16 protein-coding genes are annotated in these 15,266 nt (G+C 66.7%); 12 read left to right on the plus strand and 4 right to left on the minus strand.

The annotated features are described in order from the left end of the window. Positions 1 to 86 precede the first annotated feature (86 nt). The 6 genes from G6N15_RS15215 (at position 87) to G6N15_RS15240 (ending at position 5,399) form a co-directional block, all read left to right on the plus strand. On the plus strand, positions 87 to 929 hold the full coding sequence (locus G6N15_RS15215; protein WP_083088351.1) for an ABC transporter ATP-binding protein: 843 nt from the start codon (positions 87 to 89) through the stop codon (positions 927 to 929). Continuing rightward, on the plus strand, positions 926 to 1,741 hold the full coding sequence (locus G6N15_RS15220; RefSeq protein ID WP_083088350.1) for an NUDIX hydrolase: 816 nt from the start codon (positions 926 to 928) through the stop codon (positions 1,739 to 1,741). The genes G6N15_RS15215 and G6N15_RS15220 overlap by 4 nt, the downstream gene beginning before the upstream one ends. Further along, positions 1,738 to 2,478 carry an enoyl-CoA hydratase gene (locus G6N15_RS15225; protein WP_083088394.1) on the plus strand — a complete coding sequence of 247 codons (741 nt, stop codon included), beginning with the start codon at positions 1,738 to 1,740 and terminating at the stop codon, positions 2,476 to 2,478. Before G6N15_RS15220 ends, G6N15_RS15225 begins: the two co-directional genes overlap by 4 nt. Positions 2,479 to 2,489: 11 nt before the next feature. Next, the gene (locus G6N15_RS15230; RefSeq protein WP_083088349.1) at positions 2,490 to 3,473 is read left to right on the plus strand and encodes a class I SAM-dependent methyltransferase; all 984 of its coding nucleotides are present in this window, start codon (positions 2,490 to 2,492) and stop codon (positions 3,471 to 3,473) included. Further along, positions 3,431 to 4,636, plus strand: a complete 1,206-nt coding sequence (locus tag G6N15_RS15235; RefSeq protein WP_232070475.1) for a class I SAM-dependent methyltransferase — start codon at positions 3,431 to 3,433, stop codon at positions 4,634 to 4,636. The genes G6N15_RS15230 and G6N15_RS15235 overlap by 43 nt, the downstream gene beginning before the upstream one ends. A 76-nt stretch (positions 4,637 to 4,712) precedes the next feature. Beyond that, complete coding sequence (locus G6N15_RS15240) at positions 4,713 to 5,399, plus strand: esterase (protein WP_083088348.1); 687 nt, start codon at positions 4,713 to 4,715, stop codon at positions 5,397 to 5,399. A gap of 22 nt (positions 5,400 to 5,421) precedes the next feature. Here the strand turns inward: G6N15_RS15240 and G6N15_RS15245 are convergent, their stop codons facing one another. After that, positions 5,422 to 6,753, minus strand: a complete 1,332-nt coding sequence (locus G6N15_RS15245; RefSeq protein ID WP_083088347.1) for a PQQ-binding-like beta-propeller repeat protein — start codon at positions 6,751 to 6,753, stop codon at positions 5,422 to 5,424. A 197-nt stretch (positions 6,754 to 6,950) separates the two neighbouring features. Here G6N15_RS15245 and G6N15_RS15250 point away from each other — a divergent pair, with 197 nt between their 5' ends. Continuing rightward, positions 6,951 to 7,688, plus strand: coding sequence for an acyltransferase (locus G6N15_RS15250; protein ID WP_083088346.1), 738 nt, complete (start codon positions 6,951 to 6,953; stop codon positions 7,686 to 7,688). On the opposite strand, the gene G6N15_RS15255 is transcribed toward G6N15_RS15250, so the two are convergent. Continuing rightward, positions 7,685 to 8,164, minus strand: a complete 480-nt coding sequence (locus G6N15_RS15255) for a TspO/MBR family protein (RefSeq protein WP_083088345.1) — start codon at positions 8,162 to 8,164, stop codon at positions 7,685 to 7,687. The two genes, G6N15_RS15250 and G6N15_RS15255, sit on opposite strands and share 4 nt — an antisense overlap. 233 nt (positions 8,165 to 8,397) lie before the next feature. Between G6N15_RS15255 and fni the strand changes: the two genes are divergently transcribed. Both fni and G6N15_RS15265 read left to right on the plus strand, forming a co-directional pair. Beyond that, entirely contained in the window at positions 8,398 to 9,459 is a 1,062-nt protein-coding gene (gene fni / locus G6N15_RS15260; RefSeq protein WP_083088344.1) for a type 2 isopentenyl-diphosphate Delta-isomerase, read from the plus strand. A 3-nt stretch (positions 9,460 to 9,462) separates the two neighbouring features. Continuing rightward, positions 9,463 to 10,716: a glycosyltransferase gene (locus tag G6N15_RS15265; protein ID WP_083088343.1), complete on the plus strand. Its 1,254-nt coding sequence runs from the start codon at positions 9,463 to 9,465 to the stop codon at positions 10,714 to 10,716. Between the two features lie 5 nt (positions 10,717 to 10,721). On the opposite strand, the gene G6N15_RS15270 is transcribed toward G6N15_RS15265, so the two are convergent. After that, complete coding sequence (locus tag G6N15_RS15270; protein ID WP_083088342.1) at positions 10,722 to 11,285, minus strand: MarR family winged helix-turn-helix transcriptional regulator; 564 nt, start codon at positions 11,283 to 11,285, stop codon at positions 10,722 to 10,724. Positions 11,286 to 11,598: 313 nt separating this feature from the next. On the opposite strand from G6N15_RS15270, the gene G6N15_RS15275 reads away from it, so the two are divergent. From G6N15_RS15275 to G6N15_RS15285, 3 genes are all read left to right on the plus strand, one after another. After that, positions 11,599 to 11,982, plus strand: coding sequence for a hypothetical protein (locus G6N15_RS15275; protein WP_163748093.1), 384 nt, complete (start codon positions 11,599 to 11,601; stop codon positions 11,980 to 11,982). A 4-nt stretch (positions 11,983 to 11,986) separates the two neighbouring features. Beyond that, complete coding sequence (locus tag G6N15_RS15280) at positions 11,987 to 13,459, plus strand: SDR family oxidoreductase (protein WP_083088812.1); 1,473 nt, start codon at positions 11,987 to 11,989, stop codon at positions 13,457 to 13,459. A 66-nt stretch (positions 13,460 to 13,525) separates the two neighbouring features. Continuing rightward, on the plus strand, positions 13,526 to 14,884 hold the full coding sequence (locus G6N15_RS15285) for a cryptochrome/photolyase family protein (protein WP_179961753.1): 1,359 nt from the start codon (positions 13,526 to 13,528) through the stop codon (positions 14,882 to 14,884). On the opposite strand, the gene G6N15_RS15290 is transcribed toward G6N15_RS15285, so the two are convergent. After that, the gene (locus G6N15_RS15290) at positions 14,881 to 15,264 is read right to left on the minus strand and encodes a DUF2784 domain-containing protein (protein ID WP_408632410.1); all 384 of its coding nucleotides are present in this window, start codon (positions 15,262 to 15,264) and stop codon (positions 14,881 to 14,883) included. The two genes, G6N15_RS15285 and G6N15_RS15290, sit on opposite strands and share 4 nt — an antisense overlap. Positions 15,265 to 15,266: the final 2 nt, after the last annotated feature.

Genomic DNA, 15,266 nt, shown 5'->3' on the forward strand with positions numbered 1-15,266 from the left:
TCCGCGAAAAGACGCAAAAGCCCCCATTTCCTGCGGAAATTGGGGCCTTTTGCGTCTGCTCGCCGGGGGTACGGCACGATGGTCGGGTGCCCGAAACCGGAAGCGACGCAGTCGACCCTGATCTGCTCATCGACTTCAGACGCGTTTCGCTACGCCGGGGTGGACGTGTTCTGGTGGGCCCGGTGGACTGGGCAGTCGAGCTCGACGAACGCTGGGTGATCGTCGGACCCAACGGTGCGGGCAAGACGTCGCTGCTGCGGATCGCCGCCGCAGCCGAGCACCCGTCGTCGGGTGTCGCCTACGTGCTCGGCGAACGGCTGGGGCGGGTCGACATGACCGAGCTGCGTTCTCGTGTGGGGTTGAGCTCGTCGGTGTTGGCGCAACGGATTCCCGGCGACGAAGCGGTGCGCGACCTCGTCGTCTCGGCGGGCTATGCGGTATTGGGCCGATGGCGCGAACGCTACGACGACGTCGACTACAACCGTGCCATCGACATGCTCGAGAGTCTGGGCGCCGAACACCTGGCCGACCGCACTTACGACACGCTCTCGGAAGGTGAGCGCAAGCGCGTGCTGATCGCCCGAGCGTTGATGACCGACCCCGAGCTGCTCCTGCTCGATGAGCCGGCGGCGGGACTGGACTTGGGCGGGCGGGAAGAGCTGATGGCGCGGCTGACCGACCTGGCCGCCGACCCCGACGCCCCGGCGCTCGTCCTGGTCACCCACCACGTCGAGGAGATCCCCCTCGGCTTCAGCCACTGCATGCTGCTCTCCGAAGGGCAGGTGGTCGCAGCGGGCTTGCTGCCCTACGTGCTTACCGCCGAGAATCTTTCGGCGGCGTTCGGCCAGTCGATCGCCGTGGACGTCATCGACGGCCGCTACTTCGCCCGGCGGACCCGCGCCCGCGCAGCCCACCGGAGACACTTATGACCGCACCGACGGACGAGCAGTTCGTTCCGTTGACACCGCGGCCCGCCGCGACCGTCATGCTGGTCCGTGACACCCCAGACGGCATCGCCGTCTTCCTCATGCGGCGGCACTCGGCGATGGAGTTCGCGGCCGGGGTCATGGTGTTTCCCGGCGGCGGCGTGGACGACCGCGACCGCAACGCCGACATCGCCTGGACCGGGCCGGCACCGAGCTGGTGGGCGCAGCGGTTCGGCATCGAGACCGACCTGGCCGAGGCGCTGGTATGCGCGGCCGCGCGGGAGACCTTCGAAGAATCCGGGGTGCTGTTCGCCGGGCCGGTCGACGACAAGCACGGCATCGTCAGCGACGCCTCGGTGTACGGCGAATCGCGCCGCGCGCTGGCCGACGGGACGCTGTCGTTCGCCGACTTCCTGCGACGGGAAAACCTGGTGCTGCGCGCCGATTTGCTGCGTCCGTGGGCGAACTGGGTCACCCCGGAAGCCGAACGCACCCGCCGCTACGACACCTACTTCTTCGTCGCAGCGCTACCCGAGGGGCAGCTCGCCGACGGGGAAAACACCGAATCCGACCGCGCCGGCTGGACCACGCCCGAGGCCGCCATCGTGGACTTCGCTGCCGGACGCACCTTCCTGCTACCGCCGACCTGGACCCAACTGGATTCGCTGGCCGGTCACACCGTCGCCGAGGTGCTGGCGGTCGAGCGCCGGATCGTCCCCGTACAGCCAGACCTGGCGCGCAAGGGCGACAACTGGGAAATCGAGTTCTTCGACTCCGATCGCTACAACCAGGCGCGTGGCCGGCGGTGGCCGTGAGCGAGTTCGTCAGCGTCTACCTGGGGGCTGACCATCCCGGTGTGGCCACTCTGGTGTTGTCGCGGCCGCCCACCAACGCGATGACCCGCCAGGTGTATCGGGAGATCATTGCGGCGGCTGCCGAGTTGGGCCGGCGCGACGATGTGGCGGCGGTGATCCTGTTCGGCGGCCACGAGATCTTCTCCGCAGGCGACGACATGCCCGCGCTGCGGGCGCTGAGCCCTCAGGAGGCCGAGACCTGGGCGCGGGTGCGCCACGAGGCTATCGAGGCCGTCGGCGCCATACCCAAGCCCACTGTCGCTGCGATCACCGGCTACGCGCTGGGCGCCGGCCTGACCCTCGCCTTCGCCGCCGATTGGCGGGTGAGCGGGGACAACGCGAAGTTCGGGGCGACCGAGATCCTGGCCGGCCTGATTCCCGATGGCGCGGCGATGGCGCGGCTGACCCGCACGCTTGGGCCCAGCCGTGCCAAAGAACTGGTGTACAGCGGGCGTTTCTTCGGCGCCGAAGAGGCGTTGATGCTCGGCGTGATCGACGAGATGGTGGCACCCGACGACGTCTACGACGCGGCCGCGGCGTGGGCAGGCCGGTTCGTCGAAGGCCCGGCACACGCGCTGGCGGCTGCCAAAGCCGGCGTCGACGACGTCTTCGAGCTGAGTCGCTCCGAACGGCTCGCCGCTGAGCGGCGCCGCTACCTGGAGGTGTTCGCCCGCACCTGCCACCAAGACGACGGTTAGGCTGGCGTCTCATGACGAGGAGTTCCAAAGTCGCCGGCGAACCGTCGCCCCAGCCGCACGCCACGGCCGAACAAGTAGAGGCGGCCCGCCACGACAGCAAGCTGGCCCAGGTGCTCTACCACGACTGGGAGGCCGAGAACTACGACGAGAAGTGGTCGATTTCTTACGACCAGCGCTGCGTGGACTACGCGCGGCACTGCTTCGATGCCGTCGTGCCAGAAGAGGAGATCCGCGTCCTGCCCTACGACCGGGCGCTTGAGTTAGGCTGCGGCACAGGGTTTTTCCTGCTCAACCTGATCCAGTCGGGGGTTGCCCGGCGCGGTTCGGTCACCGACCTGTCGCCGGGCATGGTCAAGGTCGCCACCCGTAACGGGCGGTCCCTGGGTTTGGAGATCGACGGCCGCGTCGCCGACGCCGAGGGCATTCCCTACGACGACAACACATTCGACTTGGTGGTGGGACACGCTGTGCTGCACCACATCCCAGAAGTCGAGCTGTCGTTGCGAGAGGCTCTCCGGGTGCTGCGGCCAGGAGGGCGGTTCGTATTCGCCGGCGAGCCGACCACCGTCGGCGACCGCTACGCTCGCACGTTATCCACGCTGACCTGGCGCATCACCACCAACGTCACCAGGTTGCCCGGCCTGGGCGGCTGGCGGCGCCCGCAAGCCGAACTCGACGAATCCTCACGCGCCGCCGCGCTGGAAGCTCTCGTCGACCTACACACCTTCACACCGGGCGAACTCGAGCGGATGGCCGTCGACGCCGGCGCCGTACAAGTTCAGACCGCCACCGAGGAGTTCAGCGCAGCGATGCTGGGCTGGCCGCTGCGCACCATCGAGGCGGCGGTGCCGCCCGGCCGGCTGGGCTGGGGTTGGGCCAAGTTCGCGTTCACCGGCTGGAAAACGCTGAGCTGGGTGGACGCCAACCTCTGGCGCCGGCTGGTGCCCAAGGGCTGGTTCTACAACGTCATGGTCACCGGGGTAAAGCCGTCCTGAAGTTCGGGCTCGACGACGTCGCCTACCTGCGATCGGAATCGGGCGCCGCGGCGCTGCAAGCGGTCGCCGGGTACGCGTTCGCCGAGGCCACCCGCGTCGCAGATATCGCCGCGGTGCGGGCCCGGTTCGGCGAGCGCGCGCTGGTGCTGGTGGAGACGACCCTGCTGCGCCGCCGGTCGACAGCCAAGCTGGCCGGGTTGTGCGACGTGTCGACCTGGCTGTTCACCGACGAGGCGCTGCAGCAGGCCACCGCGGGCCCGGTGGCGAAACACCGGGCTAGCCGGCTGGCCGGTCGCGTGGTGCACGACGTGACGTGCTCGATCGGGACGGAACTTGCTGCGCTGCGCGCCGTGGCGCCGCGGGCGGTGGGCAGCGACATCGACCCGGTACGGCTGGCGATGGCGCAGCACAACCTCGGGAACGCGGTCGACCTGTGCCGCGCCGACGCGCTACATCCGGTGACCCGCGACACCGCAGTGGTCGTCGACCCGAGCCGGCGCGACAGCGGTCGGCGGCGGTTTGACCCACGCAACTACCGGCCCCCACTCGATCAGCTGCTCGACGTCTACCGTGATCGGGATTTAGTCGTAAAGTGTTCTCCCGGAATCGATTTCGACCGCTTACAGTTCGACGGCGAGGTCGAGGTGACGTCGTATGACGGCAGCGTGCGAGAAGCCTGTCTGTGGTCGGCAGGGCTGGCCGAGTCGGGGGTGCGCCGCCGGGCCAGCATCCTTGACCGCTGCGAGCAGATCACTGATGCCGAGCCGGACGACTGCCCGGTGCGGCCCGCCGGGCGGTGGATCATCGACCCCGACGGCGCTGTGGTGCGCGCGGGCCTGGTCCGCCACTACGGCGCCCGGCACGGGCTGTGGCAACTCGACTCACAGATCGCCTATCTCTCCGGCGACCAGCTGCCTTTCGGGCACCGTGGCTTCGAGGTTCTCGAGCAGCTGCCGTTCAGCAAGAAGCGGCTGCGGCATGCGCTGGCCGCACGGGATTGCGGCCCGTTGGAGATCCTGGTGCGCGGTGTCGATCTGGACCCTGACGCGCTGCGGCGTCGGCTGCGGTTAGGCGGCAGCCAACCGCTGTCAGTGGTGGTGACCCGCATCGGCTCGGGGTCTGCGGGTAGTGCGACGGCGTTCGTTTGTCGTGCCTCGCGATAGCGCCCAGGTAGGCTGGCGGCAGTTGCTTTTCTGACGGCGCTCACGCCGTTTTGTCTTGGCGGGGATAATTCGACGCATGCGTAATTGGATAGTGGCCGCGGTGCTTGCTGCTGCGATGCTGGTGACCTGGTGCGTCGGCCCAGCGGTGCGCGCGCAGTCGCCGTGCGCAAGCCTGGGCGGAACCGTCGACGGCCAGATGTGCCAGGTGCAGGCGTCCAACCCCACCTACGCGGTCAATATGAGCTTTCCGGCCGACTATCCCGACGAGCAGGCGATGACCGATTTCCTCACCCAGAACCGTGACGGGTTCGTGAGCGTGGCGCAGACGTCAGCGCCGCGCGACGTGCCGTACCAGATGGACGTCACCTCCGAGCAGTACCAGTCCGGCCAGCCGCCGCGTACCCGCAGCGTGGTGCTCAAGGTGTTCGAGGATCTCGGGGGCCCGCGTCCGTCGACCTTCTACAAGGGGTTCAACTACGACCTGACCCGGCATCAGGCGGTGACGTTCGACACGCTGTTCGTGCCCGGGGCCAAACCGCTGGACAGCATCTATCCGATCGTGCAGCGTGAGTTGGGCCGCCAAAGCGGGCTCGGCGGGGCGGTACCACCAGGCGTGGGCCGAGACTCTTCCCACTACCAGAACTTCGCCATCACCGACGACGAGCTGATCTTCTACTTCGCACCGGGTGAACTGCTGCCACCGGCCGCCGGCGCCAGCCAGGTGCGGGTGCCGCGCAACGCGGTCCCGCCGCTGACGGTATAAGCGCTGACGATATGAGGCGGCGCTACTTCGGCGCGAAGCTGTAAACCTGGCCATCGCTGGTAGCTGTAACCACGCGGCGATCGTGGCCGATCGACACGCCCACGGGATAGCCGGTGGCTTTGGGCAGCGGATAGCTGTTGAGGGTATGGCCGTTGGCCGGATCGACGACCAGCAACGACAATCCCGGCGCGCCCGGGCCGGGAGTACCGGTGACCACCGTGTAGCCGACGCCTGCGCCGGCCAGGCTCGACGACGACAGCGGGCTGATGTCGTCGCGGCGCCACAGCGGTTGGGCGTGGTCACCGGCGTCCTTGAAAGCGGCCAGTCGGGTGTCGGGGCCGCCGCCGGACACAATCAATCCGCCCGGCGACACCGCGGGCGGTGTCTGGGCCAAAAAGTGCAGCGGCACAGACCATTTCGGTTTGCCGTCGGCGGTGTTGAGCGCCCACAGCCGCTCGTCGCGGCCATTGACGTAAACCGTCGACCCGTCAGCGGAGAGCACCGGGCTGGCCAGCACCCCGGCGGCGACTGCGTCGCTGGTCCATTCCCGGGTCAACAGCGGATTCTGCGCAGGGTGGTACTTCAGCGCCACCAGCACCGCAGCCTTAGCGCCCGGCTGCCACAGGCCGATCACCACTGTCCCGCTAGACGGGGCGAAGGCCGGCGCCGCCGCGACCGGACAGCCTGACCGAGCCGGAGCGCAATCGGTCAGCCCTCGGATCGGATCGGTCGGGTCGACGCCGTCCACCAGATCGAGCGGGCTGCCGACCACAGTGCCGCGATGCGCGTCGAACACCACGACCTGGCCGAGGTGCGTGACTACGAGCAGCCGACCTCCGTCGACAAGCCTTGGGGTAGAAGGCATCCCAATAACCGGGGCGCGCCAGCGAGTCCACTGCGTGGGCGGGAACGACAGCATCGCCCCCGGCTGACCGACGTAGACGTTGTCGAAGCCGTCGAACAAGGGGCCGGCGAAGTCGCCGCCCTGAACCAATCGGACGCACCAGCGTTGCCGGCCGTTGTCGGTGTTCTCCCACTCCATTAGCGAACAGCCGCTTGGGGTTTGCGCGTTGAGCACCAGCCAACCGCGCGTGCTGAGCGCCGGACCCGCCGCCAAGCTGCCCTTGACCGAGCGAGTCCATTGCAGCGCCAGCGTCGTGGCGCCCGCGTTCGAGGTGTAGCTGCTGTTGGCCGCATCGCCGTACTGGGCCGGCCAACCCTGGGCGGGCGCGGCGTCCACCCACGAGTCGGTGTTGCCGCACCCGGCGAGCGTGATCACCGCAAGTACCGCAACGGCCCGCGGTGCGCGGCGATTGCGCTCCCTACGGCGAAAGATGGCGTTATATGCCTCCATAACCCGCACGCTCGTCGTACGACGGCGGGGGAGTCGCCAGAACACGGTGCCGAGAGTAGCGGGTGCCGCTCTAGTCATGCCCTATTGCCCGGCTCCGCGGCGCGGATCCCTCGTCGTCATCGGGCTAGGCTTGGTGGGCCGACTCCTCCTCGGGACGCTGTGCGTCCCTCGTCGTCATCGGGCTAGGCTTTTCGGCCATGACCACCATGTGGGGAGCACCGCTGCATCGGCGCTGGCGGGGATCTATGCTGCGCGACCCACGACAGGCCAAGTTCCTGACCATGGCATCGCTGAAGTGGGTATTGACCAACCGCGCGTGGACCCCGTGGTATCTCGTGCGTTACTGGCGGCTGCTGAAATTCAAGCTGGCCAACCCGCACATCATCACCCGCGGCATGGTGTTCCTCGGGAAAGACGTCGAGATTCACTGCACCCCGGAGCTGGCACAGCTGGAGATCGGCCGCTGGGTCCACATTGGCGACAAGAACACGATCCGCGCCCACGAGGGGTCACTTCGGTTCGGCGACAAGGTGGTGCTTGGCCGCGACAACGTCATCAACACCTACCTCGATATCGAGATCGGCGATTCGGTGCTGATGGCCGACTGGTGCTACATCTGCGATTTCGACCATCGGATGGACAACATCATGATGCCGATCAAAGACCAGGGCATCGTCAAGAGCCCGGTACGGATCGGGCCGGACACCTGGGTAGCCGCGAAGGTGACCGTGCTGCGCGGCACCACGATCGGCCGCGGGTGTGTGCTCGGATCGCACGCCGTGGTCAAGGGCAACATCCCGGATTACTCGATTGCGGTCGGCGCACCGGCCAAGGTGGTCAAGAATCGGCAGCTGGCGTGGGAGACCTCGGCGGCGCAGCGTGCAGAACTGGCGACGGCGCTGGCCGACATCGAACGCAAAAAAGCTGCCCGCTAGCGGTTGAGCCGCCAGGTATGGGCGGACATGACGGTGGCGAAAGCACACCACAGCGGATACGGCAACAGCACCAGCCCGGCCCGCGGCTCGGCCTCGGCGGTGCGCTTGGTCAAGTCGGCGCTGCTGAGAGCCAGCGCAGCGGCGCCCACCGCCGACAAGCCGAGTCGGCGGTAGCGGAAAAACAACCAACTCCATCCCGCGTTGAGCAGCAAATTGACGACCAGCGCAGAGATGTAGCGGCGTGCCTTGCGAGGTTGGCCGGCGGTGCGCAACCGGTCAATGACCACCGCCGAGGTTCCCGCGATGTCGGCATACAGCGAAGTCCAGGCGATCGGGAACACACCACTTGGGGGGACGTACGCAGGCTTGGTCAGCCGCGTGTACCAGGCAGATGTATGCGTGCGGCTGGCGATGCTGCCGGCCGCTGCGGCCGCAGCGACGCCCAGCGTTGTTGCTCCCAAGGTGCGCATCGTCATGGTGCCTTTTGTTTGTGCGGCGTCTGCCCGAGGGGCTATTATTTCAGCTACTTAAGTATTAATCAACTGAATGACCTCCGGGGATGTGGAGATGTCGCACCCCGAAAGGCAGCGATTGTGATTAGCCGTCGCGTCGGTGGCAATACCACGTCAACAGGCTTCACCGAAAGAGCACCATGCACCGAGCACCAGCAACCCGACGGCGGCCCGCTGCCGCGACAAAACCGGATGCCATGACGTTTGACGAGTCCGCACTGCCCACCCGGAAGCGACGCCATATCGACGTGTGCCTCGGTGACGACGTTTCCTACCGTGGTGTCACGACCGGGCTGGAGCGCTATCAGCTGCCCTACAATGCGCTGACCCAGACCAGCCTGGCGCAGGTCGATTTGTCCACCGACTTTCTCGGTGCGCGGTTACGGGCCCCGGTACTGATCGGCGCAATGACCGGCGGCTCCGATCTGTCGGCCACGATCAACCGCAACCTGGCCGCAGCAGCGCAGCGGCTCGGAATCGGCATGATGCTCGGGTCGCAGCGGATCATGCTCGACAACGCACTCGGTGAGCAGGCCGCAGCCAGTTTCACCGTCCGCGATCTGGCACCGGATATCTTGCTGATCGGCAATATCGGCTTAGCGCAACTGACGAAGTGCGCGGTGCCGGATATCGAGAAGGCGCTCGACCGCGTTGGCGCCGATGCACTTGCCGTGCATACGAATCCGTTGCAGGAGGCGGTCCAGTACAACGGCGACACCAATTTCTCGGGATCACTCGAGAGGTTGCGCGACGTCGCCGCCGACCTCCGATTTCCGATGCTACTCAAGGAAGTTGGGCATGGGATAGGCGCCGATGCGGTGGCCCAGTTGCTGGGTCCTGCCGGGGAGCCGGCGGTGGCGGCCATCGATGTCGCCGGTGCGGGAGGCACATCATGGTCGCGGGTCGAGCAGTTCGTCCGCTACGGCGAGATCCGCTACCCCGACCTGGCCGAATGGGGTATCCCGACTGCACGCGCGATCGTGGAGGTGCGTCAAGCGCTGCCGGCTATCCCCCTTGTTGCCTCCGGCGGCATCCGCACCGGTATGGATGCTGCCAAGGCGCTCGCGTTGGGCGCAGACGTGGTGGCGGTTGCCCGGCCACTTCTTGCCCCGGCGATTGAATCTGCCGCTGCCGCAACGACTTGGTTGCATCGCTTCATCGACGAGCTTCGGATCTGCCTGCACGGCTGCGGCGCGCCGGATCTGCATGGCTTGCGCGATGTCGGTGTGACGTTGGCGCCGTCGCCACAAGCCGGGTGATCGATGGCAGTAATCCTGGCATACAGCTCACCGTCAGTCGGCCATCTCTTTCCGCTCAACGCGCTGCTGTGCGAACTCGCGCAGCGGTGCCACCAAGTCCACGTGTACACGATGGCTGACGAGGTGCGCAGGATTCGGCAAGGCGGACTGCACGCCGAGCCCGTCGATCCGCAGATCGAAGCTGTCGTCGCCCGCGACTGGCTGGCGCACAGCGCTCTTGGCGTGTTGAAAATGTCGATCGACGTGCTTTGCCGGCGTGCGGTGTTGGAAGTCGAGGATCTGCGTACTGCGATCGATCGGGTGCGGCCCGACGCGGTGATCGTCGACGCGAACTGCTGGGGCGCCATGTCCGTCGCGGAGGCAGCCGGCATCCCCTGGTTGGTGTTTTCACCGTTCACCCCTTATCTGCGGTCTCCGGGCGTACCCCCCTTCGGCCCCGGACTGCGCCCACTGCCGGGAATCATCGGTGCTGCCCGCGACGCGTCGATGCGCCCGTTCGTCAGGCACCTGTTCGACGGACCGATGTTGCCGCGTATCAACGCTGTTCGCGCGGACTTAGGCTTGGCGGCCGTCAAAACGGTTGACGAATTGATGCGGCGCGCGCCACTGGTGTTGGCTGTCGGTGGGGAACCGTTCGAGTATCCGCACCCTGGCTGGGGAGACGCGGTGCACCTGATAGGTGCGTGCGCGTTCGAGCCCACGCCGACCAGGGCGCACGACTGGGCCGCCGCCATCGATCGACCCTTGGTACTGGTTACCACGTCGTCGATCAAGCAGGCCGATACGGTGCTGGCGGAAACCGCATTGCAAGCACTGGCCGATGACCCGGTCCACGTCGTCGCGACCTTCCCCGCGGGTGTGCCAGCGCGGCTGTATCCGCCGTCCAATGCGACCGTGTGCCGATTCGTCCCGCACGGCGTGGTGCTCGATCGCGCCTGCTGCGCCATCACTCACGGGGGGATGGGTGCCACGCTCAAGGCACTGGACCGCGGTGTGCCGGTTTGCGTTGTGCCGTTTGCGCGTGATCAGGCGGAGGTTGCGCGCCGGGTGCAAGTGGCTCGGTGCGGTACCCGGCTGCCGGCGAAGAAGCTCACCGCGTCTCGGCTACGCACAGCGGTTTACGAGGCGATGACGATGCGCGACGGCGCACGGCGGGTGGCAGCCGGTTTACACGCCACCGGAGGTGTCGCTCGCGGAGCCCACTTGATCGAGCACCGCCTACTCGGCTCGACCACGCGAACGGCGGCTGCCGAATAGGGCCGTCACCGCGTGATCTTGCGACCTCTGTTGGCTTTTGGAGCGGCCCGCTGCGCGGTTGACGATCCGCGACGCTCTGCATGCAGTTCGTCTTCAAACGTCGACATCGCGGTGATCATCGCCATGAACACACGGTGCGCGGCAATCAGATCCCTGTTCGGCAACTCGGCGAGCTCGGCGCGCAGATGGGCGCCGAGCGGGCTGAAAAACTCGTGCGCCAACGCCATACCGCTGTTTTCGTAGCGAAGCAGCGACTTTCGCCGGTCCGCGGGGTCAGGTTCGCGTCGGATGTGACCCGCCTCGATCATGCGGTCGACGAGGTAGGTAATCGCCGCAGGGGTCACGTTCATGCGTTCACGCAGTTGTGCCAACGTCAAGGGTTTTCCCGCTGTTTCGGCGACCATGATGTGCAGTAACGCATGGAAGTCGCCGCCGCTTACCTCGTGTTGACGCGCGAAGTGCCGGCCTATGCGATCGGACTGCGCGGTGATCGCCCGCATATCGGCCGACATCAGCTTCTCCAGCTCAGCTCGGCCCGGCGGTGGATTGTTAGTCCCGCGCTTGGTCACCTCACCGCATCCTTTTCCGCCGATACGCCGAACAGCGTATCGGAATCCCCTGGACGACCAGCGCAGCCAGTAATTCCACACAGCATGTCGTGTCGCGATGCCATGGCGTACCTTCGCCCCGCATTTGACACCACAATCTTAACTATTAAGCTATTGAAATACATCACTCGGTGCGTATCGCAGCGCTCAATGGGGCGCGGAAGCTGCCCATGAAGGACCAACACTGACACAGCACGAAGACGGTTCAGCTCGCGGCGGTGCGCGCGGGCGTCCCGACGGCGCGGACGACGCCGCGGTCCGTGCCGCGGGCAAGGTGACGGAGGCGTTGGAGACAACCGAGCGGGCCCGCGGGCACCTCTACTCCTTTCATCAACTCACCGGCCGTGCCGACCTGCTGCTCGACGACGCCGTGCAGCTGCTGCGCGAGGCGGGCCACCCGCGGGCGGCCGAGCACATCTGCGAAGAATTGATCGGCCGCAACGTGCTTCCAGGCAGGTGGAGTTTCCAGGTCGTCGAAGACTACGACGACGCCTACTACCGGTGCTTTCGGGACATGGAAAGGCTGGTGCGGCAACAACTTACGGCTGGCCGGCGCCACGTCTTCGAAGCAGAGCTCAAAGAGCAGCGGCGCATGCACGGCCCCCGGGCACACCGCGCCGCCCCGCCCGAGTCGGTCCCCGACCCAACAGAGGAGTGAAGCGATGCGCTGCGTGATATTAGGGGCCACCGGCTACCTCGGCACCCGCCTGGTTCCCGAACTGCTGGCGGCCGGACACGAGGTGCGGGTCATGGCCCGCCAGCCGGCAAAGCTCGAACGCGTGCCGTGGCGCCGCCGCGTCGAAGTGATCGAAGGCGACGTCACCGACAGCGCTCAGGTACGACGAGCGCTCGATGGCCAACAGGTTCTCTACTATCTGGTGCACTCACTGCTGCGGCCCGACTTCGTCGACTTCGACGCGCAAGCCGCATCGACCGTCGCCAGCGTCGCCGGTCCAGCCGGACTGTCGCGCATCGTCTATGTGGGCGGCCTGATCCCCGACCAGCAGCGGCTGTCGGACCACCTGGCGTCGCGTGCCGAAGTCGGACGGCTGTTGCGGGAATCCGGAGTCCCCACCGTAGAGCTGCGGGCGGCAGCGATCATCGGCGCAGGGTCGGCGAGCTTCGAGATGTTGCGCTACCTCACCGAACGGCTGCCGCTGATGGTCACTCCGCGGTGGCTGCGCACCAGGGTTCAGCCGATCGCGGTCCGCGACGTCCTGTACTACCTGAGGGAGGCGGCCGAACTGCCGCCCGAAGTGAACCGGTCCTTCGACATCGGCGGTCCCGACACTTTCACCTACACCCAGATGATCGGCAAATACGCCGCGATCGCGGGGCTGCAGCGCCGCATCGCGCTTCCAGTACCGGTATTGACGCCGTGGTTGTCCTCGCAGTGGGTGAACCTGATAACTCCCATCCCGCGCATGCTGGCCGCGTCACTGATGGAGTCGCTGGAAAACGACGTCGTGTGCGCGGACCACGACATCGCCGAATACATTCCGGATCCGCCGGGCGGGCTGACCCACTACGAAGAGGCGGTAGAACTCGCATTGGCGTGCGTGCGCGACGGTGAGCTGCACACCCGCTGGTCTCGGCCCGACGCCGCCGAATCACCATCGCGGCCACTGCCGACCGATCCGCACTGGGCCGGCGGGTCGCTGCACACGCATCTGTGCGAACGCCGCCTCGACGCCGATCCGGCCACCCTCTGGCATGGCGTCGAATCGATCGGCACCGACCACGGTTGGCCGGCGGCGCCGTTGGCGTGGGCACTGCGAGGGTGGTTTGGCCGAGTCGCCGGCATGGCCGGGATCAGGTTGGCACGTCGCCATCCGCACCGACTGCATTCCGGTGAGGCGCTGGATTGGTGGCGCGTCGAACACGTCGACCGGCCACATCTGGTGCGGCTGCGCGCAGACGTCCCGCTGCCAGGTCGGCTATGGCTTGAGCTGTCGGTGGGCGACGACGGCAAGGGCGGAAGCATTTACCGACAGCGCGCGCTCTTCCAGCCCTACGGCCTTGGCGGCGAAGCGTTCTGGGCGGCGTCAGCACCGTTTCGTGACGTGATCTTCGGCGGTATCGCCCGCGACATCACGGCGGCCGGCGCACAGCTGAAAGACCGCGCAGAGGTGTAACGCACCGCGCAGAGGTGTAACGCACCGCGCTGCAATGCTTCTCGCCTGCGCAGAAAGGGCACCACTATGGCCGTCACAATGGCATTGTTCACCAGAGACCTGCGCGTCTATGACAATCCGGTTCTCAGTGCCGCCCACCGGGCGGGTGAGCGGATAGCCCCGGTGTTTGTGCTCGACGAAGCAATACTGTCCAGCAGCTATATGACATCCAACAAGGCCCACTTTTTGGCCGCTGCCCTCGCCGAACTCGACGGCGAGCTACGCCGCCGTGGCGGACGTCTGATCGTGCGTCGCGGATCGGTGGTGAGCGAAGTCGAGCGCCTTGTGGTGGAACACTCGATCACCGAAGTGCATGTGGCGTCCGACGTCAGCTCGTATGCTGCGCGCCGTGAACACCGGTTGCGGGAGCGGCTCGCCCGGCACAGATGCAGCCTCGAAGTGCACTCGTCGAGCGTCACCTTGTCCGAGCCGGGTGAGCTGACGCCGGCCGGGGGAGATCACTTCTCGGTTTTCACGCCGTACTACCGCAAATGGCTACATGCCGTTACGCGCCGTGTGCTGCCTGCGCCGTCGAGGCTGAAAGTCGTTGACACGCAAAGCGAGCCGCTTCCGTCCGGAGGGCAACTGTGTACCCACCCGGCATCGCCCAAATTGACTGTTGGCGGGGAAACCACTGCCAGGCGGCTGGTGAAGACATGGCTCGGGGCCCCGGTCGACGAGTATCACAGATACCACGACGACCTGGGCGCCGACGCCACGTCGCGGCTGTCGGCATATCTGCACTTCGGGTGCATCTCGCCGGTCGAGCTTGTCTATCGCAGCCGGTCTTCGACCGAGGGATGCGCGGCGTTCATCCGCCAAATCGCTTGGCGGGACTTTTATGCCCAGATGCTGGCCGCTCGGCCGGACACCGCTCGCAAAGACTACCGCGGCAATAACGACGGCTGGCAGCACAACCCCGCCCTGTTCGACGCGTGGTGTCGGGGCCAGACCGGGTATCCCATCGTTGACGCCGGGATGCGCCAACTAGCTGCGGAAGGATGGATGCACAACCGGGCTCGCCTGATCACTGCAAGCTTTCTGACCAAAACGCTGCGGTTGGATTGGCGCCTTGGCGCGCAACATTTCATGAGCCTGCTTGTCGACGGGGACGTGGCCAACAACCAACTGAACTGGCAGTGGGTGGCCGGCACCGGCACCGATACCCGTCCCTACCGCGTGCTCAACCCAGTGCGGCAAGCCGAACGCTTCGACGCCAACGGCGACTATGTGCGACGTTGGGTTCCCGAACTCGCCCACATCACCACGGCGAAAGTGCACAGGCCGTGGGAACTCGAGCCGAACGCGGCGCCGGACTATCCGTCCCGCATTGTCGATCACCGCGCGGCTGTTGCTGCCTCACGCGGCGCCAGCGGCGGGCTTTAGCACTTTCGGCGTAAGTGGCTCCAGCCGAATACGATCCACGAGACGCCGGCCGCCACGAAGGCGAGCAACTGCGCAATTCCGGTGCGGTTCGCGGGATAGCACACACCGGCGATGTAGCGGTCGACGAAACCGGACGCGGGTAAGGGATTCATGCCGGCTCGCGTGCGCGCCGACTGCTCGACCTGGGTGAGCGGACACGGGAAGCCCAAGACGACAACGCCGGCACCCCAGAGGACGGCCGGTATATGCAGCAGGATGCCGCGCGGCCAACGCAGCGCCAAGAACCCGCCGCTCGGCAGATAGATCAAGTAGGCGAAGTGGACGCCGACGGTGGCGCCGACCACGACGCAATACAGCTTGTTCATCGGTGGTCGCGCCACGG

Origin of the sequence: Mycobacterium noviomagense (assembly GCF_010731635.1) — a bacterium.
GTDB classification, from domain to species: domain Bacteria; phylum Actinomycetota; class Actinomycetes; order Mycobacteriales; family Mycobacteriaceae; genus Mycobacterium; species Mycobacterium noviomagense.